The sequence below is a fragment of the Enterobacter cloacae complex sp. 2024EL-00227 genome, from assembly GCF_043945315.1.
GTDB classification, from domain to species: Bacteria; Pseudomonadota; Gammaproteobacteria; order Enterobacterales; family Enterobacteriaceae; genus Enterobacter; species Enterobacter roggenkampii.
Genome location: NZ_JBIMQP010000001.1, coordinates 459,381 through 485,828, shown reverse-complemented (window position 1 = coordinate 485,828; position 26,448 = coordinate 459,381). Strand labels below are relative to the sequence as shown.

The window sequence follows — 26,448 nt, the reverse complement described above, 5'->3', positions numbered from 1 at the left end:
CGGTACGTATTACGGCGCTTCCTGCAGCGCCACGCGGATAAACCCGTTATTCTGCGCCAGCAGCTCATGAGCTTTCCACGCATCCAGCCCTGTCAGCACCATCAATACCGCTGTTTTACAGTGATGGTTACAGCTCTCCAGCGCCGCTTTTGCCTCCGCCCGGGAGCATCCCCCCGCTTCCATTACAATGGCGATTTGACGTTCGGCCCATTTGGTGTTGCTTGCCTCAAGATCCACCCGCAGGTTGCTGTATACGCGCCCGGTTCGAACGGCCAGCCCGGTAGCGATCATTGAGAGGATCATTTTTTGCGCGATCCCCGCTTTGGTGTTGAGATAGCCGGCCACCACATCGGCACCCAGTTCGGGGGCTATAACCATACTCGCCAGCTGCGCGGCTTCACTTTGCGCATCACCGGTAAGCACGGCGACCGGCGAACCCAGCGACCATGCATGCCGCATCGCTCCCCAGACCCACGGCGTTTTTCCGCTGACGGTCACGGCCAGCATCATATCGTGTTCACCAAATTTAATGGCCTGCAGGTCGGAAACGCCGCGCTCGTAGCTCCCTTCCCCCTCTTGTGCCGTTACGGCCATCACAGGGGTTTTGCCCGGCGCATAGTCATCGGCAACCTGTTGCGCGACACGACCAGACGGCCCCGCCCCGACAATGACCAGGCGACCACCGTGATTGAGGGTCGCGGCAGCGTTATCCACCGCACGGGCAATCGTCTGTAAACAAGGGGTGATAGCAGCAGAAATGAGTGCATCATCCTGGTGAATGACTTTCAGCATGTCCAGCGTGGACAATCTATCGATATTCATCGTGCTGGCGTGCCGTCTTTCCTTGACCGAACCGGTAAGCATAATGCTCATAAACAGCCTCCTTATTATGAGTACCCACACACTATAAAGTGTTTTATATAGATGACCTGCGAGGAGGGTCACGAAAAGAGGACCAAATCCACGCTTTTACATGGCTTTAAGAAAAGCGCGTCATCGGCGATAATTACCCCCTTACTTAATCATCGCGGAGTATTGATGAGCGATTTGCAGCCTTTCCTTCCGACGCGCAAGCGCCCCATGAAACTCAATACGCTGGTCACGCTGATGGTGTGCGCGATTATCGGTTCAGTTTTGCTGGTGGTTTTTGCGCTCTATTCGGTGCAGATCACCCGCGCAACGCGCGATGATGTCAAAGACACCGCGCTCGGCATTGCCCGCACCCTCGCCGACAGCCCCGAGATCCAGCGCGGCCTGATGCAGGCACCGCAGGAGAACATTATTCAGCCCATCGCCCAGGCGGTGACGAAGCGAAACGATCTGCTGTTCACCGTGGTCACTGATATGCGCGGGATCCGCTACTCTCACCCGAATGAGGCGCTGCTGGGGCTACATTTTATCGGTGACGATTTAACGCCCGCGCTGGAAGGCAAAGAGAACGTTTCGGTTAACCGGGGCGCGCTCGCCGAAGCGCTGCGCGTTTTTACGCCCGTCTACGACGCCCAGCACGAGCAGATTGGCGTGGTGGTCGTCGGAATCTCCCTGAATAAGGTTGAAGAGCAGATCGCCCGCGGGCGGCTAAACGCCGTCTGGACCATTTTGTTCAGTATTTTTATGAGTTCTATGGCGATTTGGGGTCTGGTGCGGGTTCTGAAGCGCATTCTGTTCGGGCTCGAACCCTACGAAATCTCCGCCCTGTTCGAACAGCGCCAGGCGATGCTGCAGTCGCTTCGCGAGGGTGTTCTGGCCGTTGATATACACGGGCGCGTGACGATGATTAATCAGACCGCCAGAGAAATATTGCTCCTCCCCGCCGGCAAGCAGACCGAAAACACCAGCGCGCCCCTGCTGGCCAGCCTGCGTGACGTTTCGAAGACGGGCGTCGCACGCCAGGATCAGGAGATCAGCTGCAACGGTCGGCTATTGCTGTGCAACATGGTCCCCGTGAAAAGTCAGGATCGGGTGATCGGCGCCATCACCACCTTCCGTGATAAAACGGAAGTCAGCCAGCTGATGCAGCGTCTGGACGGCATGGTTAACTACGTTGATGCCCTGCGCGCTCACACCCACGAGTTTATGAATAAACTGCATGTGATACTCGGCCTGCTGAATATTAAGCGCTACGACAAGCTGGAAGAGTACATTCTCCAGACGGCACATCATTACCAGACGGATATCGGTACGATACAGAGCAAGGTAAAATCCCCGGTGGTTGCCGGGTTCCTGCTGGGTAAAATCAACCGGGCGAAAGAAGCGGGCGTCACCCTGACGCTGGCGGATGAAAGCCAGATACCGGATACCGCAAGTGAAGAGCAGGTCGCGGTGCTGATCACCGCGCTGGGCAACCTCATTGAAAACGCGCTCGACGCGATGGAAGGACAGCAGGAGGGCGAGATCGGCCTGCTGCTGCATTATCAGAATGGCTGGCTCAGCTGTGAAGTCAGCGACGATGGCCCCGGCATTGATCCCACTCAGCTGGAGTCTATTTTTACAAAGGGCTTCTCAACAAAAGGTGAAAACCGCGGCGTTGGGCTGTTCCTTGCTCGCCAGCAGATTCAGAACCTTGGCGGCGATATCTCCGTCGAGTCTGAGCCCGGCGTATTTACCCAATTTTTTGTTCACATCCCCTGGGATAGCGAGAGGAAAATCGCGTGATAAATGTGTTAATTGTCGATGATGACGCCATGGTAGCCGATCTCAACCGTCTGTATGTCAACCGTGTTGAAGGCTTTAGCTGCTGCGGCGTCGCCTCCACGCTAAGCCAGGCCGAGGCCATCATTAATAACCCCAGCCAGCCCGTCGATCTGGTGCTGCTGGATGTCTATATGCAGCAGGATAACGGGCTGGATCTGCTGCCCGTGATTCGCGCATCCGGCCGCCCAATCGACGTGATCATGATCTCCTCGGCCGCCGACGCCGCGACGATCCAGACCTCCATCCATTACGGCGTGGTGGATTATCTGATAAAGCCGTTCCAGTTCCCACGCTTTGAAGAGGCGCTGAACGGCTGGAAGGCAAAGCACAGCCTGATGGGGTCGCACCAGTATTACGAGCAGGCGGACGTCGACCGGCTGATCCACGGCGGGGCGCCGGAACTGGCGGACAGCAAAAAGCTGCCGAAAGGGTTAACGCCGCAAACGCTGCGCACGATTTGCCAGTGGATTGACGCTCACCCGGAGACGGAGTTTTCCACCGACGATCTGGCAAACGCGGTCAATATTTCCCGCGTGTCCTGCCGCAAATACCTGATCTGGCTGGCGCAAATCAATATTCTGTTCACCAGCATTCACTACGGCGCCACCGGGCGTCCGGTGTATCGCTACCGTCTCCAGCCGGAGCAAACGGGCCTGCTCAAGCAATACTGTCAGTAACGCGGTAGGTATCATCCAGCAGGGTAAAGCGGAAGTGGTGTGCTGAAGAGAACACCACTTCTTTTGTTTTGGTCACAAAGATGGCCTCAATGTCGGGGCGCGCACGCAGCGCGGCACAGCCCTTCTCTACGCCCATGCCGTACATCAGCGTGGTCCAGATATCGCCGTCGATAGAATCTTTGGAAATGATGGTGACGCTGTCCAGTTCGTTATCGAGCGGGTAACCGGTGCGCGGATCAAGAATGTGGTGATAGCGTTTGCCGTCTTGTTCAAAATAGCGCTCGTACGTTCCCGACGTGACGACGGAGACGTTCTCAACGATCATCGTGCCAATCAGCGCATCTCCGGCGAACGGTTTTTTCAGCCCGACGCTCCAGCCCCCTTCCGGCGAGCCTAACGTCTGAATGTTGCCGCCGAGGTTAATCAGCCCCAGCTCCGCGCCCTCTTTATGCAGGTAATCCCGCACCCGGTCGGCGATATAGCCTTTGGCAATCGCTCCCAGATCGATCTCCATCCCCGCTCTGGTCAGAAACACGCTGCTGCTGGCCTCATCAAGGAGAACATCCTCGGGCCGGGTTATCGCCAGCAGCGACGCGATTTCATCGGCAGGCGGAACGCTGTCCCCCTGAAAGCCAATCTTCCAGCGCTTCACCAGCGGACCGATCGCCAGATTAAAGGCGCTGTCCTTGAGCAGGCTTGCCGCTTTTGCACAGCGGATCAGATCAAACACCGGCCGACTGACGGTGACCGGATGCTGGCCCGCCGCATGGTTAATGTCCATCACCTGCGAGTGCGCGCGGTTAACGGTGAGCAGATCTTCGTACTGTTTGATCAGACGAAACACGCGGGACGCGAGGGCTTCGTCATGGGAGAAGAGTTTCAGGAGGATGGGCGAGCCCATCAGAACGGCGGAGTAGCTGTAAACGCGATGGCTATCAGGCATGGCAGGAGTCCTCAGAAGTAGCCCCGGCAAGCTCCGCGCCGCCGGGGAAAATGCCGGATATCGCTGCGCGTATCCGGCCTGGGAAGCAGGTGCCTTACATCTTTTTCGAACGCAGAGCCGCCTGATGTCCTGCAAGGGTACCAAAAATGATGATATCTGCCACTGCGTTACCGCCGATACGGTTACCGCCGTGGATCCCGCCGACCACTTCACCGGCCGCAAACGCACCTGGCAGCACGTTGTGGTTGCTGTCCAGCACGCAGGTTTCGGTGTTGATGGTCACGCCGCCCATGGTGTGGTGCACGCCCGGTGCAATCTGAATGGCGTAGAATGGCCCTTCATTGATTGGCGCACGCAGCGCGGTGGTACGTCCAAAGTCGTCATCGTGCTGTTTTTCAACGAAACCGTTGTAACGTTCCAGAGTCGCCAGGAAAGCGTGGTAATCCATGCCGAGCGCTTCCGCCAGCGCTTTTGGCGAGCTGGCGCTGGTCACGAAGCCTTTAGCGATGTACTCATCCGCGGCTTTGTTTTTGGCGCGTACGTGCTCGTCAAAGACGATGTACGCGTATTTCTCCGGCAGCGCGATGATTGACGCCGAGACTTTATCGCGGGTCGACATTTCGTTGTAGAAGCGTTCCCCTTTCTGATTGACCAGAATCGCCCCGCCGCCGCGGATGGATTCGGAAATCAGGTACGAGGTTTTCTGCTCAACGGTTGGGTGAATTTGAATTTCCCCCATATCCACCGTACCTGCCCCGATGCGCTCCAGCAGCGCGATGCCACCGCCGGTCGCCCCTTTGTGGTTGGTGGTAACGAACCCTTCCAGGTCAGGGCGGTATTTCACCACCATCTGGCTGTTAGCGCTGAAGCCGCCGGTGGCGACAATCACGCTTTTCGCTGCCACGGTGAGGGTTTCGTTCTCTTCGGTGGTCAGGCGCACGCCGGTCACTTCGCCGTTTTCGAAGATGATCTCGCTGACGGAGGTATCCAGCATCACCTCGATATTGCGTTTGTTGACGTTACGCACCAGGCCGCTGATCAGGTAGCCGCCGACCGCTGAGCCGTCTTTTGGACGGTGGGTACGGTCAATGCTCATCCCGCCGGTGGTGGTGATGTCGTTCAGCATGATGCCGCGGGTTGCGAGCCATTCAATCGCCTGCGGCGCATTCTCAACGAAGCGGTGCAGCAGTTCAGGGTTGTTCTTGTTGCCGCCACCTTTGAGGCTTTCCTGGTAGAACAGCTCTTTGCTGTCCTGAATGCCCTTCACGCGCTGGAAGCGGGTTTCTGCGGCGTTCATCCCGGCAGAGGCTTTAATGGTGTTGCCACCGATGGTTGGCATTTTCTCAACAATCAGCACGCTCGCGCCTTCGTCGTGCGCCTGAATCGCCGCCGCCAGACCGGCGCCGCCGCTGCCGACAACCACCACGTCCACGCTGCGGGTTTCGTTCGGGTCAACGCCCTCTTCCGCGGCCAGCGCTTTGCTGGATTTCAGCATCGCTTTAGAGACCGCTTTCTTCACCGCCTCGCTCTGGCTGGTGGCGCCGGTGATGGCATCAACGTGCGGGGTGTTGGCATCCAGAATGCGGGTGCGGATCTCTTCAAAGCTGGTGACAAACTCAACGTCTTCGCTCGGGCCAGAGGCCAGCTCGATGTCTGCAATGCGGTCAGTTTCCAGACTGACGTTAATCACCAGCTCGTTCGCGTCGTCCTGCACCTTCTCAGTAAACATGCCCGGTTTGAATTTCGATTCGCCCATGCTCATGTCGCGGATCATCGCTTCCACCAGCGAGAAGCGCCACAGCGGCTCAGGAATGTTCAGCGCCTCGCGCTGGGTGCTGTCCATAAACAGCTCCAGGTTTTCCCCGGCCGCGATGCGGTCGGTCCAGTCCGGGTAAGCGATGGTGGCACGGCCAACGGCAATCAGGTCGTAACCGTGGTCCAGCGCTTCATTGGCATCGGCGGCATTCACCACGCCGCCCACGCCCATCACCGGTACCTGAGCCAGCGTTTCAGAACGCATCGCGCAGTATTTTTCGATCAGCGGCGTCGGGTCCTGGGTGTCAACAATGGAAGGACGCAGGGTCGCGCCGACGGAGAAGTGGAGGTAGTCCACGCCGCGAGCCGCCAGTTTTTCCAGCAGGTACATGGTGTCTTCAAAGCGGATGCCCGGCACTTCAAGCTCTTCAGGAGAGAAGCGGTAGCCAATAATAAAGGCGTCGTCCGCGTACTGGCGCACCATTTTGTGGGTGATATCCAGTACTGCCAGCGGGAACTTCGCGCGGTTGTCGCGGCTGCCGCCCCACTCGTCATCGCGCTGGTTAGAGTTTGGCGAATAGAACTGCTGAATCAGATAGGTGTTTGCCCCGTGGATTTCCACGCCGTCGAAGCCGGCCTGGATGGCGCGGCGCACCGCTTCACCAAACTTGCCGATCATGCCTTCCACTTCTTCGCCAGTCAGTGCCACTGGCGTTGCTGCGCCCTCACGCGGCGCGGCAACAGCGCTTGGGCCAACCGGCGTACGGCCACCGATCAGTTTCGGGTCGACCATGCGGCCGCCGTGGTAGATCTGCAGCAGGGCTTTAGATCCTTTGGATTTGATCGCCTCCGCGATTTTCGCCAGCCCGGCAATTTTCTCGTCATTATCAATCCCGATCGCGCCCGGGAAGGCGAGACCGAGATCGTCGACGAAGCAGCACTCCACAATAATGGTACCGATGCTTCCGGAACGGGCACGATAGTACTCCACCAGTTCGCTGGTGACGGTGCCGTCGTAATAGCCGGTGCAGGTGGTCATAGGGGCCATTAACAAACGGTTTTTCAGTTCAGTGCCATTCGGTAATGTGAAGGGGCTAAGAATACGTTCGTTAGTGCTCATAATTGAAACTCCAAACTTTTTAAAATTAAGAATTCGTTATCGGATTGATTTTTTAGTTCGTCGTTATTTGCCGATGTCATGATATTAATATAATGATTTTTTTAGTTTCTAAAGTTATTACGTTAGTTAAAAAACTATTTAATCCCTGCAATAACACAATTAACACATTGGTGTTAGCAAATGTCGTTTAGCCATTCACAATAATTTAAAATTCGTTAAAGAATGATTGGTAAAACCACTTCTCCAAATCACTAAAAACACCAAACAAAACAAACACATATAAAATCACAGAAAATAAAAATGTTACAAAAATGATAAAATAAACCAATAAAAAAGGGAATACCCACATACGCCAGAGTGGTTATTAATAAAAGCATAAAAATATCGCTGCAATTCTATTTTTTTGATCGCGATCAATAGTTATGGCATCCAAAAGCGCAATATAAAAACATCATCAATTTTTAATTTAGCGCCTCCACAAAAGCGTTAAATTGCTATTACTGAAAATACAAAATCGCACCTTTAATAACTAAAAAAAGCAAAGAAACTTAAGAAAGTGATTTTGTTTTTCAGTACGACCGAATCTTTGACAACTTAAGACGTGAAACTATGAATACAAAAACTGCTGTAACGCCCCCTGTGGCGAACCAGGCATCAAATGGAAACGCAAAACGTCTGCTGATGATGGCACTGCCCGTCATCGTCGCCGTACTGCTGCTGTTTGTTCCGGTACCGGAAGGCCTGCCTCCTTACGCGTGGCACTATTTCGCTATCTTCGTTGGCGTGATCGTCGGTTTGATCTTCGAACCGCTGCCGGGCGCGGTGATCGGTCTCACCGGCGTGGTCGCCATTGCGCTGTGCAGCCAGTGGGTGCTGTTCAGCCCTGAACAGCTGGCTGATCCGAAATTCAAGCTGGCGGGCGCCTCCTTTAAATGGGCGGTGAGCGGGTTTGGTAACTCTACCGTCTGGCTAATTTTCGGTGCCTTTATGTTCGCCGCAGGCTATGACAAAACCCGCTTCGGCCGCCGTCTGGCGCTGATTCTGGTGAAATACCTCGGCCGTCGCAGCCTGACGCTCGGTTACGCGATTACGTTTGCTGACCTGCTGCTGGCACCGTTCACCCCGTCCAACACCGCGCGCAGCGGCGGGACCATCTACCCGATCATCGCTAACCTGCCGCCGCTGTACGGTTCAAAACCGAACGACCCAAGCGCGCGTAAGATTGGTTCGTATCTGATGTGGGTGGCGATCACCGCGGCCTGTATCACCAGCTCAATGTTCCTCTCCGCACTTGCGCCGAACCTGCTGGCCCTGGCGCTGGTGAAAAGTACGGTTGGAATCGATATCTCCTGGGGGACCTGGTTCCTCGCCTTCCTGCCGCTGGGTATCCTGCTGATTCTGGCCATGCCGCTGCTGGCCTACTGGTTCTACCCACCAGAAGTGAAGGTAAACAACGAAGTGCCGCTGTGGGCGACCCGTGAACTGGAAAAACTGGGCAAACTGTCCCGCAATGAAATCCTGCTGCTGGTGTTCGTGTGCTGTGCGCTGCTGATGTGGATCTTTGCCGCCGCGTGGATTGAACCGGCTATGGCTGCCCTGCTCATCGTCGGCCTGATGCTGTGGACCGGCGTGCTGGAGTGGAACGACATCACCGGTAATAAAGCCGCGTGGAACACCTTCGTCTGGTTCGCCACCCTGGTGGCGCTGGCGGATGGCCTCTCCTCTACCGGCTTTATCAGCTGGTTAGGTAAAGAAGGCGGTTTGCTGATGAGCGGTATCTCTCCGGGCGTAGCGACCATCGTGCTGCTGCTGGCGTTCTACCTGCTGCACTACCTGTTTGCCAGCACCACCGCGCACACCACGGCGCTGCTGCCAGCGATGCTGACCATCGCCTCCACCATCCCGGGCATGAATATGGAAGTGTTCGTTCTGCTGATGGTGACCTCGCTGGGCGTGATGGGGATCATCACCCCGTACGGCACTGGCCCAAGCCCGATCTACTACGGTAGCGGCTACCTGCCAACCAAAGACTACTGGCGCCTCGGCACCATCTTCGGTGCCATCTTCCTGGCGGCCCTGCTGCTGATTGGCTATCCGTGGATGTCCATGATGTTCTGATTCCTGACCGCCGGACTTCTCCTCCGGCGGTTTTATTTTTTTGGAGCAAGCTATGTCAAACAAACCGTTTTTTTATCAAAACCCCTTCCCACTGGCGCACGACGACACCGAATACTATCTGCTGACCAAAGAGCACGTTTCCGTTGCCGAGTTCGAAGGCCAGGAAGTGCTGAAAGTGGAGCCGGAAGCGCTGACCCTGCTGGCGCAGCAGGCGTTCCACGACGCCGCATTTATGCTGCGTCCTTCCCACCAGAAGCAGGTCGCCGCCATTCTTAACGACCCGGAAGCGAGCCAGAACGATAAGTACGTTGCCCTGCAGTTCCTGCGTAACTCTGAAATTGCCGCTAAAGGCGTGCTGCCAACCTGTCAGGATACCGGCACGGCGATCATCATAGGTAAAAAAGGCCAGCGCGTCTGGACCGGCGGCGGTGACGAAGCGGCCCTGAGTCAGGGGGTGTACAACACCTACATCGAAGACAACCTGCGCTACTCCCAGAATGCGGCGCTGGATATGTATAAAGAGGTGAACACCGGCACCAACCTGCCGGCGCAGATTGACCTCTACAGCGTTGACGGCGATGAGTACAAATTCCTGTGCATGGCAAAAGGCGGCGGTTCTGCCAACAAAACCTATCTCTACCAGGAAACCAAAGCGCTGATCACCCCGGCGAAGCTGAAAAACTATCTGGTTGAGAAGATGCGCACTCTCGGTACCGCGGCCTGCCCGCCGTACCATATCGCGTTCGTGATTGGCGGTACCTCTGCGGAAGCCACGTTGAAAACCGTGAAGCTGGCCTCCACGCGCTACTACGACGCGCTGCCAACGGAAGGTAACGAACACGGCCAGGCGTTCCGCGACGTTCAGCTCGAACAGGAGCTGCTCCAGGAAGCCCAGAACCTCGGCCTCGGCGCGCAGTTTGGCGGGAAATACTTCGCCCACGACATCCGCGTGATCCGCCTGCCGCGCCACGGCGCCTCCTGCCCTATCGGCATGGGGGTCTCCTGCTCCGCGGACCGCAACATCAAAGCGAAAATCAACCGCGACGGGATCTGGATTGAGAAGCTGGAGCACAACCCGGGCCAGTACATTCCTGAATCACTGCGCCAGCAGGGTGAAGGCGACGTGGTCAACATCGATCTGAACAAGCCGATGAATGAGATCCTGGCGCAGCTTTCCGCGCACCCGGTCTCTACCCGCCTGTCGCTGAACGGGACCATCATCGTGGCGCGCGACATCGCCCACGCGAAGCTGAAAGAGCTAATCGACAACGGTGAGGAACTGCCGCAGTACGTCAAAGATCACCCGATCTACTACGCGGGCCCGGCCAAAACGCCGGAAGGCTACGCGTCTGGCTCCCTCGGCCCAACCACGGCAGGGCGCATGGATTCGTACGTAGACCTACTGCAGTCCCACGGCGCGAGCATGATCATGCTGGCGAAAGGCAACCGCAGCCAGCAGGTGACGGACGCCTGCCATAAGCACGGCGGCTTCTACCTGGGCAGCATCGGCGGCCCGGCGGCGGTGCTGGCGCAAAACAGCATCAAGAGCCTGGAGTGCGTGGCGTATCCTGAGCTGGGCATGGAAGCTATCTGGAAGATCGAGGTCGAGAACTTCCCGGCGTTTATCCTGGTGGATGACAAAGGCAACGATTTCTTCCAGCAGATCCAGAACCAGCAGTGTAAAGGCTGTTCACAGCGCTGAGTGCTTCCATACGTCCGGCAAGAGCGACAGCGTTTCAGCGATTGTGCTGCGCTTGTCGCTCCCCGGCTTCCAGATGGTGACCATCGTCTGACCAATCCCCTGGCTGCCCACTTCGGTGTGCAGCCTTTTTACGTTTTGCCACTGCCCGGCGTGAAAATGCGTCGGTAAGAATCCCCAGCCGCAGCCGCGCTCCAGCAGACCGCGCAGCATCTCCGGCTCATTGGTAAAGAGGGTATGCCCGGAAATCTGCAGGCGGCGCGCCACCGGCTCGTCCGAGGCGGGGTGCATGACGACCTGAGGTACCAGGGAGAGATCGAGCAGCGACAGAGGGGAAGCACTGTCCGCAAACAGCCCGCTGGCGGCATAAAAATCCATCTCGATGGCACCCAGGGCCCGCCACTCCATGTCGTTGCCCACGCTGCGGTTGCGCGCCTGGCAGATGGCCAGATCCGCGTCGTTATTCGCCAGCAGCCGTTCCGATTCATCCCGCGAGGCGCAGATAAGGCTCAGGCGGATTTTTCGCACCGCCATTTCAGCAATCACCCCGTGCAGAAAGGCTCTGGGCGTGAAAGGATCGTAGACCAGCGTCAGGTCCTGCGTCGCACCGTGCGGCACCTCTCTGGCAAACGCCTCAAAGGCTTTTACCTGCCGCATCAGGAGGTGCGCCTGGCGCTGAAGCTGTTCCCCTTCGGGCGTGAGCCGCAGGGTGCGGCCGTCGCGAATAAACAGCGCATAGCCCAACCCATCCTCAAGAAAATCAACCAGATCGCGAAGCGTCGTGCGGTCCTTCTTCAGCGCCACCGCGGCTTTACTGAGGCTCCCATTCTCGGCCACGGCGGTAAATGCCTCGAGCTGTGCAAAAGAGTAAATCAGTCCAGCCACGCTACGCTCCCTCTGTTTTTTAGGGGGATTTTCCCCCACTACGCGTTTTTTATTATAGCCCCGGGGTTTTTAAACTGAAGCCGTTCTTAACCTGTAAGAGACGGATATGAAAAACAGAAAAGTAAACCATGCCCTGCTGGCGGGCCTTGTCTTCAGCACCCTGATCTCCCCTGCGGCAGTGGCGGCCTGTAAAGGCACCGACCTCAGCGCCTGCCCTGCCCCCTTCGACACCACGCTGCCTGACACCCATAAGATGCTCACCTGGAGTCAGGCCGATCGCGTGGTGGGCTTTCGCAATGACTACCGCAACTACACCGGGGATGTTTTCCGCCACGGTAACGCTGTGCCGCTGGAAATGTCGGACAAGCCGCTCACGGACGCACACTATCAGGTCAACGGCAGGCGCTTCGGCCTTAAGGACTACCTCCAGCGGCAGAACGTCAGCGGCATGCTGGTGCTGAAGGACGGCAAAATCGCCTGGAAGTATCTTGGAGAGGGCAATACCGACTCGACGCTTTGGACCTCGCGCTCGGTTGGGAAATCGGTGGTATCGGCGCTGGTGGGCGTGGCCCTCAAAGAGGGAAAAATTCACTCGCTCGACGATCGGATCACGCGATATGAGCCCGACCTGAAAGGCACCGCGTGGGACGGCGTGACGCTTAAGCAGCTGATCACCCATACCTCCGGCGTGGCCTGGAACGAGGATTACACCAACCCTAAATCCGACTTCGCGCAGCTCACCGAGTGCGAGGCGAAGCCGGGTACCTATGACTGCGTGCGCAAGCTGGTGAAGGGGTTACGCAGGGCGCACCCGGCCGGAGAGAACTGGTCTTACTCATCGGGCGGCGCCTGGCTGCTGGGTGACGTGCTGGAGCGGGCCACCGGCATGACGCTCGCAGCCTATCTGGAGAAAAGCATCTGGCAGCCTTACGGCATGGCGAGCGACGGCGTGTGGCATGCCTACAGCAAAGGCCAGCACGACGTCGGCGCGCACGGCTTTAACGCCACGCTGGAGGACTGGGGACGCTTCGGGCAATTTATCCTGAACAACGGTACGTTACCGAACGGTAAGACCATCCTGCCGGAAAACTGGATCCGGCAATCGTCAGGCTGGACGAAGGCCAAAGGCTCGGTCTCAGACGCCCATCCCGAGGGGCTGTACGGCTACCAGTGGTGGAACAATGAAGTGCCCGCCAACGCCGCGGGCGTAGAGCCGACGGCACAGGATTCGCTGAAAGGTTCGCTCTGGGCGCTGGGCATTTTCGGACAGATGATCGTGGTGAACCCGAAGGAAAATCTGGTCATCGTCCAGTGGTCTACCTGGCCGCAGGCGGAACCGTCCTTCAGCGCCCAGCCGCTGGAAGCCTCTCTGATGTTTAGCGCGATTGCCAGGGCGCTGCGCTAAATGGCCTCCGCCGGGTAAAGACGCGGTTACCCGGCTCATTCTGAAACGCGCCTCTGCGCCACATCACAAAATCGCAATATCAGAGACTTACAGAATATTGGTGAATAAAAAGCCAACATTTTGTTAAGTTATTGTTGCCATTAATTGTATTTATTCGCCGGATTATATTCATGCAAGAAATGCATCAGTCGATGCGGTATTTGCGCTTATCTAATTCCTCATCCTGATCCAGTTTTCAGAAACAGACGCGTAAAACGTCAACAATAAACTGGAGATAACCATGTTTTCCTCAACCTCACCTGCAACCGTACGGTCGAAGGCGGGCGCGATACTTCGCGTCACGTCCGGCAACTTTCTTGAGCAATTCGATTTCTTTCTGTTCGGCTTCTATGCCACCTACATCGCCCACACGTTCTTCCCGGCGAGCAGTGAATTTGCGTCGCTGATGATGACCTTTGCCGTGTTCGGCGCGGGCTTTTTGATGCGTCCAATCGGCGCCATTGTGCTGGGGGCTTATATTGACAAGGTTGGCCGCCGCAAAGGGCTAATAGTGACGCTTTCCATTATGGCGGCAGGCACCTTCCTGATCGTGCTGATCCCGTCTTATCAAAGTATTGGTCTCTGGGCGCCGCTGCTGGTGCTGACGGGCCGTCTGCTGCAGGGCTTTTCCGCCGGCGCGGAGCTTGGGGGCGTGTCGGTCTATCTCGCGGAAATCGCCACGCCGGGCCGCAAGGGGTTTTACACCAGCTGGCAGTCCGGTAGCCAGCAGGTCGCCATTATGGTCGCCGCCGCAATGGGCTTTGCGCTGAACGCGGTGCTGGAAGAGAGCGCCATTCGCGAATGGGGCTGGCGCATCCCGTTCCTGTTCGGCTGTTTAATCGTGCCGTTTATCTTTTTCCTGCGCCGCAAGCTGGAGGAGACGGAAGAGTTCAGCGCGCGCCGCCATCATCTGGAGATGCGCCAGGTCTTTAAAACGCTGCTCGCGAACTGGCAGGTGGTGGTCGCGGGCATGCTGATGGTGGCGATGACCACCACGGCCTTTTATCTGATCACCGTTTATGCGCCCACCTTTGGTAAAAAGGTGCTGATGCTGAGCGCGTCAGACAGCCTGCTGGTCACGCTGCTGGTGGCGATCTCTAACTTCATCTGGCTGCCGGTGGGCGGTGCCCTGTCGGACCGTTTTGGCCGCAAGCCGGTGCTGATTGCCATGACCCTGCTGGCGCTGGCGACCAGCTACCCGGCCCTGACGCTGCTGGCGAACGCGCCCAGCTTCTCGATGATGCTGAGCGTGCTGCTGTGGCTCTCTTTCCTCTACGGCCTCTATAACGGCGCGATGATCCCGGCGCTGACGGAAATTATGCCTGCTGAAGTCCGCGTAGCAGGGTTCTCTCTGGCTTACAGCCTGGCAACGGCGGTGTTCGGTGGCTTTACCCCGGTGATGTCCACCGCGCTGATTGAATACACCGGTGACAAAGCCTCGCCGGGCTACTGGATGAGCTTCGCTGCGGTATGTGCCCTTCTGGCAACGCTCTACCTCTACCGCCGTCGTGCGATGTCGCTGCAAAATACCGTCAAGTCACAGGGGGCCGCATGAAACGCACGTCTCGCTATACCGCCAGCGCGCTGGTGCTGATGTTACTGAGCGTCAATGCCTTTGCCCAGGACGTGAAGGTCATGATTTCCGGCGGTTTCAAAGCCGCCCTGGAAAAGCTGGCGCCGGAGTATGAACGCCAGACCGGGGATAAAATTGTGGTCATCCCCGGCCCCTCAATGGGCAATACGCCGCAGGCGATCCCAAACCGGCTCGCGCGCGGCGAGAAGGCCGACGTGGTGATTATGGTGGGCGATGCGCTGGAGAAGCTCGAAAAGGCCAGCCAGACCCGGCCGGGTTCGCGAACGGAACTTGCGGACTCTCCCGTTGGCATGGTGGTAAAAAAAGGAGCGGATATACCGGACATCAGCAGCGACGCGAAACTGCGTGAAACGCTGCTGCAGGCCAGCTCCATCGCCTACTCTGACAGCGCCAGCGGCAGGTACGTCAGCCAGGGGCTTTTCAAAAAGCTGGGCATTGAAAAGGAGGTCGCCGATAAAGCGACAATGGTCGAGCGCATTCCGGTCGCCTCGGAAGTGGCAAAAGGAAAATACGCCGTCGGTTTCCAGCAGGTTAGCGAGCTGTTGCCGGTTCAGGGCGTCACCTTTGTCGGGAAAATCCCTGACAATGTGCAATACATCACGCGCTTCGCGGGTGCGGTCACTCGTCACGCTGAACATCCTGACGAGGGGAAAGCGCTGTTGACCTATCTCGCCTCACCGCCCTCACGCGCCGTCATCGAGAAGACGGGGATGATCCCCGTTACGTCCGGCGATACTGCTCGGTGATCTGCTTTTCCAGTTCAGCCGCAATGTAAGACTGGATGCGCCCCCGGCGCCGGATAAGCCCAACGGTGCGTTTCACTTCCGGCGCCACCAGCGGCAGATGCGTCAACAGCGTGTGCTCAGAGGTCGGCATTGACAGGGCGGGAACGGCAGCGATCCCAATCCCCGCCTCAACCATACCGAGCATCGTGGTGACGTGACGCGTTTCGCAGACGCTGGGGCGCCCGGGAACTATATCCCCCAGCATCCGATCGAGCAGGTTACGGTTACCTGACGTTTTATCGAGGGAGATATAATCCTGCTGGTAAAACGCCTGCCACGTCAGGTGACTCTTCTGCGCCACGGGGTGATCCTTTCGGCACGCCGCGACGTAGACATCCTCCACCAGCGGGAAAAACTCGATTTCAGACGGCAGGTTTCCTGCGAAGCAGATGCCGAAATCCGCCTGGCTGCGGGCCACGGCGTCAATCACATTGCCCGCGCTGCTGTCGATGAGCTTGATGCGAACGCGCGGATAGCGAGACTGAAAACGCCGGATCACGTCGGGCATAAAGTAACAGGCTGCGGAAGGAACCGCGGCAACCGCGATCAGCCCCGTCCGCTCTTCGCTGGCCTTATCGACATCCGCCAGCATTGACTCCACGCTGTCGAGCAGCAGCGCGGAGCGCTCGGCAAAGTTTTGCCCGTACAGCGTCAGCGCCACGCGGCGGGTGGTGCGATCGAACAGCCTGTTTCCCAGCGCGGCTTCCAGCTTTTCAATCCTGCGGCTCAGCGCCGACTGGGATAAGCAGATAGATTCAGCGGCGACACGGAAGTTACCGTATTCCACTAACGCTCTGAAAGCATAAAGATCGTTAAGGTCAAAATTCACGGGCATGGCGTCTGGATGTCCTGTCAGGGAATACGCAACAAAGTCAAAAATAATAGCGTCTTATTGACCTGCCGCAACCGGCCAGGCGTTGAAATACCGATCAGAGGTCGTTGAGATGCAGGCGGACGTACCCGGCGCGGTCGGTAATGGCCTGCCGATCCTCTTCCGTCATGTCCGTAAGCTGTTTAAAGACAATGCCCAGGCGGGGATTGTTGCCGAGACGCGCCTGATTGCGCGCAAAGAAGTCCCAGTAAAGGGCATTGAAGGGGCAGGCCTGCTCTCCGGTACGCTGGTTGTGCTGATACCGGCACCCCTGACAGTAATTACTCATCTTATGAATATATGACGCGCTTGAGACGTAGGGCTTACTGGCCAGCAACCCGCCATCGCCAAACTGGCTCATGCCGAGGGTATTGGGCAGTTCCACCCACTCAAAGGCGTCAATATAGACGCCCAGATACCATTCATGAACCGCCTGCGGCGACAGGCCGCTGAGCAGGCTAAAGTTTCCGATGACCATCAGGCGCTGGATATGGTGGGCGTAAGCCTCGGTGAGCGACTGCCCAACGGCATGCGCCAGGCAGCGCATCTGCGTCTTGCCCGTCCAGAACCAGTCCGGCAGCGGGGCGTGCTGGTCTAAGGCATTCAGTTCCCGATAGCCGGGCATCTGCGACCAGTAGATCCCGCGCACATACTCCCGCCAGCCGAGAATTTGCCGGATAAACCCTTCGACGGCAGGCAGCGGCGCGTGGCCCAAACGCCACGCCTGCTGGGCGGCGGCAACCACTTCCCGCGGATTAAGCATCTTTGTATTCAGCGCAAACGAAATTAACGAATGGAAAAGAAAAGGTTCCTCCGTGTGCATCGCGTCCTGCCAGTTTCCAAACTGCGGGAGCACGTGCGTGATAAATTCATCCAGCCTGGCTTTGGCTTCAGAACGGTTGAGCGGCCAGCGAAAATTGTCGGCCTGCGGTTCGCCGAAGGTCTTTACGCCGCAGCGTTGGATCTCCGCCCATAAGGCGGAACGATCGTGGCAGGGACGCGCGTCCCCCGGCGCGGGAGGCTCGCCGGACCAGCGCTTGCGGTTTTCAGCATCGAAATTCCATTTCCCCCCTTCCGGCTCGCCTTCAGAGGTTAACAGGACGCCGTGCCGACGACGCATTTCCCGGTAAAAGTACTCCATTCGCCAGCTTTTGCGCGACGCAAAGAACGCGCTGACCTGCTCCCGTGCGGTGAAAAAATGCTCGCTGCTGACGCAGGCCGTTTCAACGGAGACCGTCTTCGCCCACGCCTGCAGCTGCGCATCAAGACGCCATTCGTCGGGCTCCTGCCATATCACTCTGCCCGCGCCGTAATGCGCGACAAGCGCGTTGAGATTGTCTTCCAGCGCGCCGCGGTTTGAGTCATCAGAGAGCCGGACATACCTCACCCGATGCCCCTTCTCCTTTAACGCAGAGGCAAACGCCCGCATGGCGGCGAAGATAGCGATAACTTTCTGGGCGTGATGAAGCACATAGGCGGTTTCTGCCCGGAGTTCCAGCATCACGTAAATGATGTTCGGACTGCAGGTATCAAACCAGCTGTGATGCGGATTAAGCTGATCGCCCAGGATCAGACGTAGCTCGGTCAACGGTGGCTCCTGCGACAGCGCTCAGAACAGTATTTAACCTCATTCCAGCATTTCGCCCATTTCTTGCGCCACGTCATGGGCCGCTGGCAGTGCACACACAGTCGACTGGGCAGGTCCTGCTTGTTACCTTTGAAATCGCTCATCTTTTCAATACCGTACTGATTTATTCACGCCACCTGCGGATAAAGGCTACGACAGACTTCACAAAATGAAGGTGATGCCCGCAAACCGCTACCCACCGCTACGTACGAAATGATAGTTTATTCAGGCTGGATTTGTCGCAGCAGGCGATATTCTGGCATCTTAACCGAATCTGACTTTCCCATTTTTGTTCAAGTGACGAGTTTGCGAGCAAAGCGATGATAAAGTGGCCCTGGAAAACGAATGAGGCTGGCCGGGATGTGGCGCTGCCATGGGATGACGCCCTGACGATCCCTGTTCTGGCTAATCTAAACCCGGATGAACAATCGAAACTGGTTCAGCTGGCGGATCGTTTTTTACAGCAAAAGCGCCTGGTGCCGCTGCAGGGGTTTGAACTCGATCCCCTGAAAAACGCCCGCATCGCGCTGCTTTTCTGTCTGCCGGTGCTTGAACTCGGCATTGAGTGGCTGGACGGTTTCCACGAAGTGCTTATCTATCCCGCGCCGTTCGTGGTGGATGATGAATGGCAGGACGATATTGGGCTGGTGCATAATCAGCGCGTGGTGCAGTCCGGACAAAGCTGGCAGCAAGGGCCGATTATCCTCAACTGGCTCGATATTCAGGACTCGTTCGACGCCTCCGGTTTTAATCTGATTATCCATGAAGTGGCGCACAAGCTGGATACCCGCAACGGCGATCGCGCCAGCGGCGTCCCGCGGATCCCGCTTCGCGAGGTCGCGGGCTGGGAGCACGACCTGCACGCGGCGATGGATAACATCCAGGATGAAATAGACCTGGTGGGCGAAAGCGCGGCCAGCATTGACGCCTATGCGGCAACCGACCCGGCTGAGTGCTTTGCGGTGCTCTCCGAGTACTTCTTCAGCGCGCCCGAGCTCTTCGCGCCCCGTTTCCCGGCCCTCTGGCAACGTTTCTGCCAGTTTTATCAGCAGGATCCGCTACAACGCCTGCGGCAGAATGAGGCGTCCGGCGGGCATTCGTCCCGCCAGGTCCATTAAGCTTTTTCAGCAGGGGTACGCGCGGTTGACCATACCCCTATGCTCAGGGCTAAAAACAGCAATGCCATTCCCCACGCGGCCACCGTTAAAGACTGCTCCCCGTAAAAGCGCGTCACGACCGGCACCATCAGCGCGCTGACGCCGTAGCCTAACGTGTGGCTGGTGGCGATGACGCCCGCCCCTTTCCCCGTGGTTAGCCGATCGTTCAGCAGCAGCTGGTAGCCCGGCGTGCCCATCGCCGCCCCGAGTGACGTGATAACAATCCCCACGTAGAACAGCGCTAAACCGGCGACAGCCATCAGCCCAAGCCCGGCCACCATCAGCACCGCCGCGATGCAGAGCAATGTCACCGGGCTGAAATGCTGAGGCCGGACCACCAGAAACTGTGCCGCGAGCGTGGCCAGCGCGGCCAGGCTCAGCAGGAGCGCGACATGATGGCTGATCTCCCGGGCGTTACCGTCCAGCAACGGGCTAAGATGCGGTGACAGGCCAATCTGCATCAGGCTCACCAGCGCCGCCAGCAGCAGCGCCAGCAGCAGGAACGGCAGCATGGAGGCCTGCAGGCGGGTTGCCTGGTGGGCTACCGGCGGCAGCGGCGGGTCAGCGACTTCGCGAAGCACCAGCAGCAGAGCGAGAAGCGGCGCAACCGCCATCAGCCAGAGCGGCGCCACCGGATTAACGCTGAGCATCAGCGCCGCCAGCGGCGGGCCGAGCAAACGCCCGCAGCTGAGGCCGGAGCTTATCGTCGCCAGCGCCGCCATTCTTTTCTCCAGTCCCGCACGCTGAATCGCCCACGTCTGGGCCGCAGGCACCAGCCCCGAGACCGTCAGTCCGTAGAGCAGGCGCGAGAATATAAGCCCCGCCAGCCCCCAGACCGTATCCAGCCTTCCGGCCGCCATCCCCCAGACCACCAGCGCCATCACGACGAAACTCGCCAGATAGCCGCTTAGCGAGGCCAGCATGACGGACTTACACCCCTTCCGCTCGCTCTGACGCCCCCACCAGGGCGAGGCCGGTAAAAAGAGCATCGATCCGAACATCAACAGCCCGGCCCAGACCGAGAGCGACAGCCCGGTCAGGGTGACCAGCTGCGGGAGCATCACCAGCAAGCCGTTTTGCCCGATGCCGAGTAACCCCGCAGATAGCGCCAGGGGCCAGTTAGCTTTTGAAGTGACGTTTTCCGTCAAGGTTTCAGAGTCAGCGCGCATGAGAATGTGAACATAGTGTCAATAAATGTGTGGAAATTATGAAGTTTATGAAAACAAATATTGCAAAAATGGTTGCGAGTGTAAACAGAATGAATATCATAACGAGAATTATTATCAATCAAGGAATGAGGTACATCTATGCGTGCTCTGCTCCGCGCCGCCGGTACAGACGTTGCAGCCCAGTGCTTTTTAAACGCCCTGTTGCGTGAAACGAAGGACTGGCGCTATCTCCCCGCTACCGATGCGGATGCGCTATCTGAGATCCATATCCCGCTTTCCCAAACCCAGGCGCTTCGGGTGCCGGTACGCTATTTCTCACCCACCCAGCATCATCAGTACCGTTTCCCGGCAACGCTGATTCAGAGCAACAGCGACAGGGGTGACGCCGTCACTTTCCCTCAACTGGTTGATTTAATTCTTGAAAAACCGTCCGTAAAAGGCTCGCTGGATGCCGATACGCTGGCGCGTTTTAAGCAGCGCGTTCTCGAAAGCCATGCCCACACCTGGCAGGCGATTGATTTACGCCACAGTTGGGCAACCCTGCGCGATAAGCCGCTGACGTTTGCCGAAGCGGAACAGGCGCTGCTGGTCGGCCATGCGTTTCACCCGGCACCGAAGTCCCACGAGCCGTTCAACGAAGCCGAGGCGCGCCGCTATTTGCCCGATTTCGCCTCCCGCTTCCCGCTGCGCTGGTTTGCCGTTGAGAGCACGCTCGTTGCCGGCGACAGCCTGAACGTCTCCCTGCGTGAGCGTCTGCTGCGCTTTGCGGCCCAGAGCGCGCCCGAGCTGCTCGGCCACTTTACCGACACCCGCTGGCTGCTGCCGATGCACCCGTGGCAGGCCGACTATCTGCTGGAGCAGGACTGGTGCCAGCGTCTGGCGGAAAACGGTTCGTTGCAGGACCTGGGTGAAGCGGGCGCACAGTGGCTGCCCACCAGCTCCTCCCGCTCGCTGTACAGCGAGACCAACAGCGACATGATTAAGTTCTCCCTCAGCGTGCGCCTGACCAACTCCGTGAGGACGCTGTCGGTGAAAGAGGTGAAGCGCGGCATGCGCCTGGCGCGTCTGGCAAAAACGGAACGCTGGCAGGATTTACAGGCGCGCTACCCGACCATGCGCGTGATGCAGGAAGACGGCTGGGCGGGGCTGCGTGACGAAAGCGGCACTATTCAGGAAGAGAGCCTGATGGCCCTGCGCGTCAATCTGCTGTTCGATACGCCAGACACCCAGACCAACGTGCTGGTGAGCCTGACGCAGGCCGCGCCGGACGGCGGTGACAGCCTGCTCGCCGCGGCGGTGCGCCGTCTGAGCCAGCGTCTGGATCTCCCGCTCGCCCAGGCCGCCCGCTGCTGGCTGGACGCCTACTGCGACCGCGTGTTACTTCCGCTGTTCAGCGCCGAGGCGGACTACGGTCTGGTCCTGCTGGCGCACCAGCAAAATATCCTCGTTGAGATGCAGCAGGATTTCCCGGTCGGGCTGATCTACCGCGACTGCCAGGGCAGCGCGTGGACCGAAGGCGCCGACGCGTGGCTGAAAGAGGCGGGCGAAAATGAGGTGGAAAACCGCTTCGGCGAGAGCCAGCTGCTGCGCTACTTCCCTTACTACCTGCTGCTGAACTCTACCCTTGCCGTCACCGCCGCCCTCTCCGCCGCCGGTTTCGACAGCGAAGAGAGCCTGATGTCCCGGGTGCGCGACGCGCTGGCAGAACTGCGCCGCACGGCGAAGCAGACCCGCTGCCTCGACTACGTGCTCGACAGCCCGACCTGGAACTGCAAAGGCAACTTCTTCTGCTACCTGCACGATCGCAATGAAAACACCATCGCCGATCCGGCGGTGATCTATTTCGACTTTAGCAACCCGTTCTACAAGGAGAAGGCGTGATGGCTATCGCGAATATCGTCCATTCCGGCTACGGCTTTCACTGCACCGCAACGGATCGCGCCCTGCCGCTGGCGTTGGGTCTCGACGGCAGCGCGGTGCTGGAGCGTCTGAAGGGGATCCCGGACGGCTGGCTGGTGGAAGCCCTGGATCAGCTGTTTGTGGCCGCCCCCGCGCTGACCGGCATTACGTTGCCGTGGGCGGACTGGCAGGATGAACCCCAGGCGCAGGCGCTGTTTGGCCTGGCCCATGGTGATTATCTGGCGCGCGACGCCTTCTGGCAATTGCCGCTGTGGCTGAAGGGCGAACGCTCGCAGGCGAGCGGCGGAATGCAGTTTGACGAGAGCCGTCAACTGTACTTCCCGCTGCGCCCTCGCCGCCCGCAGGGTGAGGTGTATCGCCGTTACGATCCGCAAATTAAGCGTACCCTCAGCTTCCGCGTGGCCGACGTGGCGCTGGACGGCGAGCGTTTTACCCGCTGGATGAATAACCCGCGCGTGAACGCCTTCTGGGAGATGGCGGGCCCGCAGGCCGAGCAGGAAAACTACCTGCGCCGTCAGCTCGACTCGACCTACTGCTACCCGGTTATTGGCTGCTTCGACGATCAACCGTTTGGCTATTTTGAACTCTACTGGGCACCGGAAGACCGCATTGGCCGCCACTACCGCTGGCAGCCGTTTGACCGCGGGCTACACATGCTGGTGGGGGAAGAGAACTGGCGCGGCGCGCAGTACATCCGCAGCTGGCTGCGCGGTCTGAGCCACTATCTGTATCTCGACGAACCGCGCACCACGCGCATCGTGGCCGAGCCGCGCTTCGACAACCAGCGCCTGTTCCGTCACCTTTCCTCTGCCGGTTTTGACACGGTGAAAGAGTTCGACTTCCCGCATAAACGCTCGCGCCTCATTATGAGCCAGCGTCACCGCTTCTTCAGCGAGGTGGGCCTGTGAACGCGCTCTGGGAAAAAGTGAACCGCGAGATGGTGGCGAAGATCCTCGCCGAGCTGGAATACGAGCGCACCCTGCGCGCCGAGCCGGTTTCGTCGGACGGCTGGCGCATCGCCATGGGCAACGCGTCCTGGCAGTTTTGCGCCACGCGCGGGATCTGGGGCTGGCTGCATATCGACCCGGACAGCCTGACCACCGCCAGCGGCGATGCCGTCGAAGCGGAAAGCGCGCTGCTGCAGCTGGCGACGGTGCTGGAGATGAGCGACGCGCAAACGGCAGAGCACATGGAGGACCTCTACGCCACGCTGCGCGGCGACATGCAGCTGCTGCAGGCGCGTGACGCGCTGGATGCGGACGCGCTGATCCACCTCGATCCGGACGAATTACAGTGTCTGATGCGCGGTCACCCGAAGTTTATTTTCAACAAAGGTCGTCGCGGCTGGGGGCTGGACGCGCTGCGCCAGTACGCGCCTGAGTACCGCGGACGTTTTCGTCTGCACTGGATTGCCGTTCAGCGGGAGCATCTGGTCTGGAGCAGCGACGTCGATTGCGATATCAGCGCCCTGCTGGCGAGCGCCATGGACAACGCCGAGCGCGCCCGCTTTGACGCCCGCTGGCAGGCGCTTGGCCTCGACGAGAGCTGGCTGCCGGTGCCGCTGCACCCGTGGCAGTGGCAGCAGAAGATTGCCATTCATTTCCTGCCGCAGCTGGCGCGCGGTGAGATGGTTGAGCTGGGCGAGTTTGGCGATGAGTACCTGGCGCAGCAGTCCCTGCGCACGCTCACCAACGCCAGCCGTCGCGCGCCGTTTGACATCAAGCTTCCGCTGACGATCTACAACACCTCCTGCTATCGCGGTATTCCGGGCAAATACATTGCCGCCGGGCCGCTGGCCTCGCGCTGGCTGCAGCAGCAGTTTGCCACCGACGCTACGCTTTCCCGCTCTGGCGCACAGGTGCTTGGCGAACCCGCCGCCGGATATCTGTCGCATCCGGGCTATGCGGCGCTGCCGAAAGCGCCGTACCGCTATCAGGAGATGCTGGGGGTGATCTGGCGCGAGAACCCGTCCTGCTATCTGCAGGAGGGCGAACAGGCGGTGCTGCTGGCGGCGCTGATGGAAACCGATAACGCCGGACGCCCGCTGATTGACGCGTGGATCAGCCGTTCCGGGCTAAGCGCCGACGCGTGGCTGGAAAAGCTGTTTGAGGCAACGGTGATCCCGTTCTATCACCTGCTCTGCCGCTACGGCGTGGCGCTGATTGCCCACGGCCAGAACGTGACGCTGGTGATGAAGGACTACGTCCCGCAGCGCATCCTGCTGAAGGATTTCCAGGGCGATATGCGCCTGGTGGACGAGGATTTCCCGCAGGCGCAGAGCCTGCCGGAGCAGGTAAAAGCGGTGACGGCGCGCCTGAGCGCGGATTACATCATCCACGACCTGCAAACCGGCAACTTTGTGACGGTGCTGCGCTTTATTTCACGCCTCACCCTGCAATGCGGCGTGAGCGAATCCCGTTTCTACCAGATCCTGGCGCAGGTTTTACACCGCTATATGGCCGCGCACCCCGAGCTTGCCGAGCGCTTTGCGACGTTCGACCTGTTCAAGCCGCAAATTATTCGGGTGATCCTCAACCCGGTCAAACTGACCTTCTCCGAACACGACGGCGGCAGCCGCATGCTGCCGAACTACGTCACCGACCTTGATAACCCTCTTTTTCTGGCCTCCCGGGAGTCCGCGCAATGAAAACCTATGATTTCATCGGCATTGGTATCGGCCCGTTTAACCTCAGCATCGCCGCGCTGGCGGAAGGGCTGGACGGCTTTAGCTCGCTGTTTCTTGAGCGCAAACCGCACTTTTCCTGGCACCCGGGGATGATGGTGCCGGACTGCCACATGCAAACCAGCTTCCTGAAGGATCTGGTCAGCGCCGTGGAGCCGACCAACCGCCACAGCTTCCTGAACTACCTGGTGCAGCGTAAAAAATTCTACCGCTTCCTGACCACCGAGCAGCGCACCGTTTCACGGGAGGAGTTTGCCGACTACCTGTGCTGGGCGGCGGACAACCTCACCAACCTCGCCTTCAGCCAGCAGGTGCAGCAGGTGAGCTTTGATGAGCAACGTGGCCTGTTTGAGGTGGTGACCCAGCGCGACCGCTTCCTGGCGCGCCACGTCTGCGTGGGAATTGGCAAACAGATCAACCTGCCTGACTGCGTCACGGCGCAGGACGATACCTGCTTCCACGCCAGCGAGATGATGCTGCGCACGCCGGATCTCGCCGGCAAGCGCGTCACCGTCGTCGGCGGCGGCCAGAGCGGTGCCGACCTGTTCCTGAATATTTTCCGTGGCGAATGGGGCCAGCCGCTGAGCCTGAACTGGGTCTCGCGCCGCAACAACTACAACGCGCTGGATGAAGCCGCCTTTGCTAACGAGTATTTCACGCCGGAGTACGTGGACAGCTTCTCCACGCTCGGTGAAGAGGCGCGTCGTCAGATGTTGCACGAGCAGAAGATGACCTCCGATGGGATCACCACCGAGTCCCTGCTGGCGATTTACCGCGCCATGTACCACCGCTTTGAAGTGCTGCGCGAAAAACCCTGGGCGCACCTGATGCCGTCCCGCTCGGTGACGGCCCTGACGCGCCTGGAAAACGGACAGCGTCTGAGCATACAGCATCACCTCGACGGCGGCCGCGAGCAGCTGGAGAGCGACGTTGTGATTTTCGCCACCGGCTATCGCGCCGTGCAGCCTGCGTTCCTCGCGCCGCTGTCTCACCGCCTGCATCTGGATACGGACGAAGCCTTCTGCATCAACAACGATTTCACCCTCGAATGGGACGGCCCGCAGAGTAACCGCCTGTTTGCCGTGAATGCCGGGATGCACCGTCTCGGCATTGCCGAACCCCAGCTCAGCCTGATGGCCTGGCGCGCGGCGCGAATTCTGAATCGCGCGCACGCCGACGAGCCGTTTGAGCTGGCTACCACCCCTGGCGTTATCCACTGGCGAAGCACCACCAGCCCGGAGAACAGCCAGGTTTTTAAATCATTAGCAAAAACCACCGAGTACTGACACACACAATCAGGGTCAACA

The 26,448-nt window shown here is 58.8% G+C and carries 20 protein-coding genes; 12 read left to right on the top strand and 8 right to left on the bottom strand.

Features of this window, described 5'->3' with window-relative positions:
* Nucleotides 1-9 precede the first annotated feature (9 nt).
* Complete coding sequence (locus tag ACHH0Z_RS02135) at nt 10-873, bottom strand: N-acetylmuramic acid 6-phosphate etherase (RefSeq protein ID WP_039024956.1); 864 nt, start codon at nt 871-873, stop codon at nt 10-12.
* A 165-nt stretch (nt 874-1,038) separates the two neighbouring features.
* On the opposite strand from ACHH0Z_RS02135, the gene ACHH0Z_RS02130 reads away from it, so the two are divergent.
* Nucleotides 1,039-2,655, top strand: a complete 1,617-nt coding sequence (locus ACHH0Z_RS02130) for a sensor histidine kinase (RefSeq protein ID WP_008500297.1) — start codon at nt 1,039-1,041, stop codon at nt 2,653-2,655.
* The gene (gene dcuR, locus ACHH0Z_RS02125; protein WP_008500296.1) at nt 2,652-3,371 is read left to right on the top strand and encodes a two-component system response regulator DcuR; all 720 of its coding nucleotides are present in this window, start codon (nt 2,652-2,654) and stop codon (nt 3,369-3,371) included. The genes ACHH0Z_RS02130 and dcuR overlap by 4 nt, the downstream gene beginning before the upstream one ends.
* Here the strand turns inward: dcuR and ACHH0Z_RS02120 are convergent.
* Both ACHH0Z_RS02120 and ACHH0Z_RS02115 read right to left on the bottom strand, forming a co-directional pair.
* Nucleotides 3,352-4,314, bottom strand: a complete 963-nt coding sequence (locus ACHH0Z_RS02120) for an FAD:protein FMN transferase (RefSeq protein ID WP_008500295.1) — start codon at nt 4,312-4,314, stop codon at nt 3,352-3,354. The two genes, dcuR and ACHH0Z_RS02120, sit on opposite strands and share 20 nt — an antisense overlap.
* A 94-nt stretch (nt 4,315-4,408) precedes the next feature.
* Nucleotides 4,409-7,189: a flavocytochrome c gene (locus ACHH0Z_RS02115; RefSeq protein WP_045407530.1), complete on the bottom strand. Its 2,781-nt coding sequence runs from the start codon at nt 7,187-7,189 to the stop codon at nt 4,409-4,411.
* A 609-nt stretch (nt 7,190-7,798) separates the two neighbouring features.
* Here ACHH0Z_RS02115 and ACHH0Z_RS02110 point away from each other — a divergent pair.
* Both ACHH0Z_RS02110 and fumA read left to right on the top strand, forming a co-directional pair.
* Nucleotides 7,799-9,307, top strand: coding sequence for an anion permease (locus ACHH0Z_RS02110; protein WP_008500292.1), 1,509 nt, complete (start codon nt 7,799-7,801; stop codon nt 9,305-9,307).
* Nucleotides 9,308-9,359: 52 nt separating this feature from the next.
* On the top strand, nt 9,360-11,009 hold the full coding sequence (gene fumA / locus ACHH0Z_RS02105; protein WP_045407532.1) for a class I fumarate hydratase FumA: 1,650 nt from the start codon (nt 9,360-9,362) through the stop codon (nt 11,007-11,009).
* Here fumA and ACHH0Z_RS02100 read toward each other — a convergent pair.
* A complete protein-coding gene (locus ACHH0Z_RS02100) occupies nt 10,998-11,891 on the bottom strand; it encodes a LysR family transcriptional regulator (RefSeq protein WP_032663254.1) in 894 nt (297 codons plus the stop codon). The two genes, fumA and ACHH0Z_RS02100, sit on opposite strands and share 12 nt — an antisense overlap.
* A 106-nt stretch (nt 11,892-11,997) precedes the next feature.
* Here ACHH0Z_RS02100 and ACHH0Z_RS02095 point away from each other — a divergent pair, with 106 nt between their 5' ends.
* From ACHH0Z_RS02095 to ACHH0Z_RS02085, 3 genes are all read left to right on the top strand, one after another.
* Complete coding sequence (locus ACHH0Z_RS02095) at nt 11,998-13,296, top strand: serine hydrolase (protein WP_008500289.1); 1,299 nt, start codon at nt 11,998-12,000, stop codon at nt 13,294-13,296.
* Nucleotides 13,297-13,576: 280 nt separating this feature from the next.
* The gene (locus tag ACHH0Z_RS02090; protein WP_008500288.1) at nt 13,577-14,890 is read left to right on the top strand and encodes an MFS transporter; all 1,314 of its coding nucleotides are present in this window, start codon (nt 13,577-13,579) and stop codon (nt 14,888-14,890) included.
* Nucleotides 14,887-15,675: a substrate-binding domain-containing protein gene (locus ACHH0Z_RS02085; RefSeq protein ID WP_045407534.1), complete on the top strand. Its 789-nt coding sequence runs from the start codon at nt 14,887-14,889 to the stop codon at nt 15,673-15,675. Before ACHH0Z_RS02090 ends, ACHH0Z_RS02085 begins: the two co-directional genes overlap by 4 nt.
* Here the strand turns inward: ACHH0Z_RS02085 and ACHH0Z_RS02080 are convergent.
* The 3 genes from ACHH0Z_RS02080 to ACHH0Z_RS02070 all read right to left on the bottom strand — a co-directional run bounded on the left by ACHH0Z_RS02080 (nt 15,650) and on the right by ACHH0Z_RS02070 (nt 18,316).
* Nucleotides 15,650-16,549 (bottom strand): LysR family transcriptional regulator, encoded by a 900-nt coding sequence (locus tag ACHH0Z_RS02080; RefSeq protein ID WP_395149486.1) that lies wholly within the window; start codon nt 16,547-16,549, stop codon nt 15,650-15,652. The two genes, ACHH0Z_RS02085 and ACHH0Z_RS02080, sit on opposite strands and share 26 nt — an antisense overlap.
* A 94-nt stretch (nt 16,550-16,643) precedes the next feature.
* Entirely contained in the window at nt 16,644-18,173 is a 1,530-nt protein-coding gene (locus ACHH0Z_RS02075) for a cryptochrome/photolyase family protein (protein WP_102046722.1), read from the bottom strand.
* Nucleotides 18,170-18,316, bottom strand: a complete 147-nt coding sequence (locus tag ACHH0Z_RS02070; RefSeq protein WP_071530926.1) for a DUF2256 domain-containing protein — start codon at nt 18,314-18,316, stop codon at nt 18,170-18,172. The genes ACHH0Z_RS02075 and ACHH0Z_RS02070 overlap by 4 nt, the downstream gene beginning before the upstream one ends.
* 216 nt (nt 18,317-18,532) lie before the next feature.
* Between ACHH0Z_RS02070 and mtfA the strand changes: the two genes are divergently transcribed.
* Nucleotides 18,533-19,330: a DgsA anti-repressor MtfA gene (gene mtfA / locus ACHH0Z_RS02065; RefSeq protein WP_023325586.1), complete on the top strand. Its 798-nt coding sequence runs from the start codon at nt 18,533-18,535 to the stop codon at nt 19,328-19,330.
* Here mtfA and ACHH0Z_RS02060 read toward each other — a convergent pair.
* Nucleotides 19,327-20,538: an MFS transporter gene (locus ACHH0Z_RS02060; protein WP_045407544.1), complete on the bottom strand. Its 1,212-nt coding sequence runs from the start codon at nt 20,536-20,538 to the stop codon at nt 19,327-19,329. The genes mtfA and ACHH0Z_RS02060 overlap by 4 nt on opposite strands.
* A 138-nt stretch (nt 20,539-20,676) precedes the next feature.
* Between ACHH0Z_RS02060 and ACHH0Z_RS02055 the strand changes: the two genes are divergently transcribed.
* The 4 genes from ACHH0Z_RS02055 to ACHH0Z_RS02040 are packed head-to-tail and all read left to right on the top strand — an operon-like array spanning nt 20,677 to nt 26,427.
* A complete protein-coding gene (locus ACHH0Z_RS02055) occupies nt 20,677-22,419 on the top strand; it encodes an IucA/IucC family siderophore biosynthesis protein (protein WP_045407546.1) in 1,743 nt (580 codons plus the stop codon).
* Nucleotides 22,419-23,366 carry a GNAT family N-acetyltransferase gene (locus tag ACHH0Z_RS02050; RefSeq protein ID WP_045407549.1) on the top strand — a complete coding sequence of 316 codons (948 nt, stop codon included), beginning with the start codon at nt 22,419-22,421 and terminating at the stop codon, nt 23,364-23,366. Before ACHH0Z_RS02055 ends, ACHH0Z_RS02050 begins: the two co-directional genes overlap by 1 nt.
* On the top strand, nt 23,363-25,105 hold the full coding sequence (gene iucC / locus ACHH0Z_RS02045) for an IucA/IucC family siderophore biosynthesis protein (protein WP_084832239.1): 1,743 nt from the start codon (nt 23,363-23,365) through the stop codon (nt 25,103-25,105). Before ACHH0Z_RS02050 ends, iucC begins: the two co-directional genes overlap by 4 nt.
* On the top strand, nt 25,102-26,427 hold the full coding sequence (locus ACHH0Z_RS02040; protein WP_045407550.1) for a lysine N(6)-hydroxylase/L-ornithine N(5)-oxygenase family protein: 1,326 nt from the start codon (nt 25,102-25,104) through the stop codon (nt 26,425-26,427). Before iucC ends, ACHH0Z_RS02040 begins: the two co-directional genes overlap by 4 nt.
* The last annotated feature ends 21 nt before the right edge of the window (nt 26,428-26,448 follow it).

Bases quoted from the DNA above. Each gene is read 5' to 3' on its own strand.
- ACHH0Z_RS02135 (WP_039024956.1), bottom strand. From the start codon at position 873: ATGAGCATTATGCTTACCGGTTCGGTCAAGGAAAGACGGCACGCCAGC.
- ACHH0Z_RS02130 (WP_008500297.1), top strand. From the start codon at position 1,039: ATGAGCGATTTGCAGCCTTTCCTTCCGACGCGCAAGCGCCCCATGAAA.
- ACHH0Z_RS02120 (WP_008500295.1), bottom strand. From the start codon at position 4,314: ATGCCTGATAGCCATCGCGTTTACAGCTACTCCGCCGTTCTGATGGGC.
- ACHH0Z_RS02115 (WP_045407530.1), bottom strand. From the start codon at position 7,189: ATGAGCACTAACGAACGTATTCTTAGCCCCTTCACATTACCGAATGGC.
- ACHH0Z_RS02110 (WP_008500292.1), top strand. From the start codon at position 7,799: ATGAATACAAAAACTGCTGTAACGCCCCCTGTGGCGAACCAGGCATCA.
- fumA (WP_045407532.1), top strand. From the start codon at position 9,360: ATGTCAAACAAACCGTTTTTTTATCAAAACCCCTTCCCACTGGCGCAC.
- ACHH0Z_RS02095 (WP_008500289.1), top strand. From the start codon at position 11,998: ATGAAAAACAGAAAAGTAAACCATGCCCTGCTGGCGGGCCTTGTCTTC.
- ACHH0Z_RS02090 (WP_008500288.1), top strand. From the start codon at position 13,577: ATGTTTTCCTCAACCTCACCTGCAACCGTACGGTCGAAGGCGGGCGCG.
- ACHH0Z_RS02085 (WP_045407534.1), top strand. From the start codon at position 14,887: ATGAAACGCACGTCTCGCTATACCGCCAGCGCGCTGGTGCTGATGTTA.
- ACHH0Z_RS02080 (WP_395149486.1), bottom strand. From the start codon at position 16,549: ATGCCCGTGAATTTTGACCTTAACGATCTTTATGCTTTCAGAGCGTTA.
- ACHH0Z_RS02070 (WP_071530926.1), bottom strand. From the start codon at position 18,316: ATGAGCGATTTCAAAGGTAACAAGCAGGACCTGCCCAGTCGACTGTGT.
- mtfA (WP_023325586.1), top strand. From the start codon at position 18,533: ATGATAAAGTGGCCCTGGAAAACGAATGAGGCTGGCCGGGATGTGGCG.
- ACHH0Z_RS02060 (WP_045407544.1), bottom strand. From the start codon at position 20,538: ATGCGCGCTGACTCTGAAACCTTGACGGAAAACGTCACTTCAAAAGCT.
- ACHH0Z_RS02055 (WP_045407546.1), top strand. From the start codon at position 20,677: ATGCGTGCTCTGCTCCGCGCCGCCGGTACAGACGTTGCAGCCCAGTGC.
- ACHH0Z_RS02050 (WP_045407549.1), top strand. From the start codon at position 22,419: ATGGCTATCGCGAATATCGTCCATTCCGGCTACGGCTTTCACTGCACC.
- ACHH0Z_RS02040 (WP_045407550.1), top strand. From the start codon at position 25,102: ATGAAAACCTATGATTTCATCGGCATTGGTATCGGCCCGTTTAACCTC.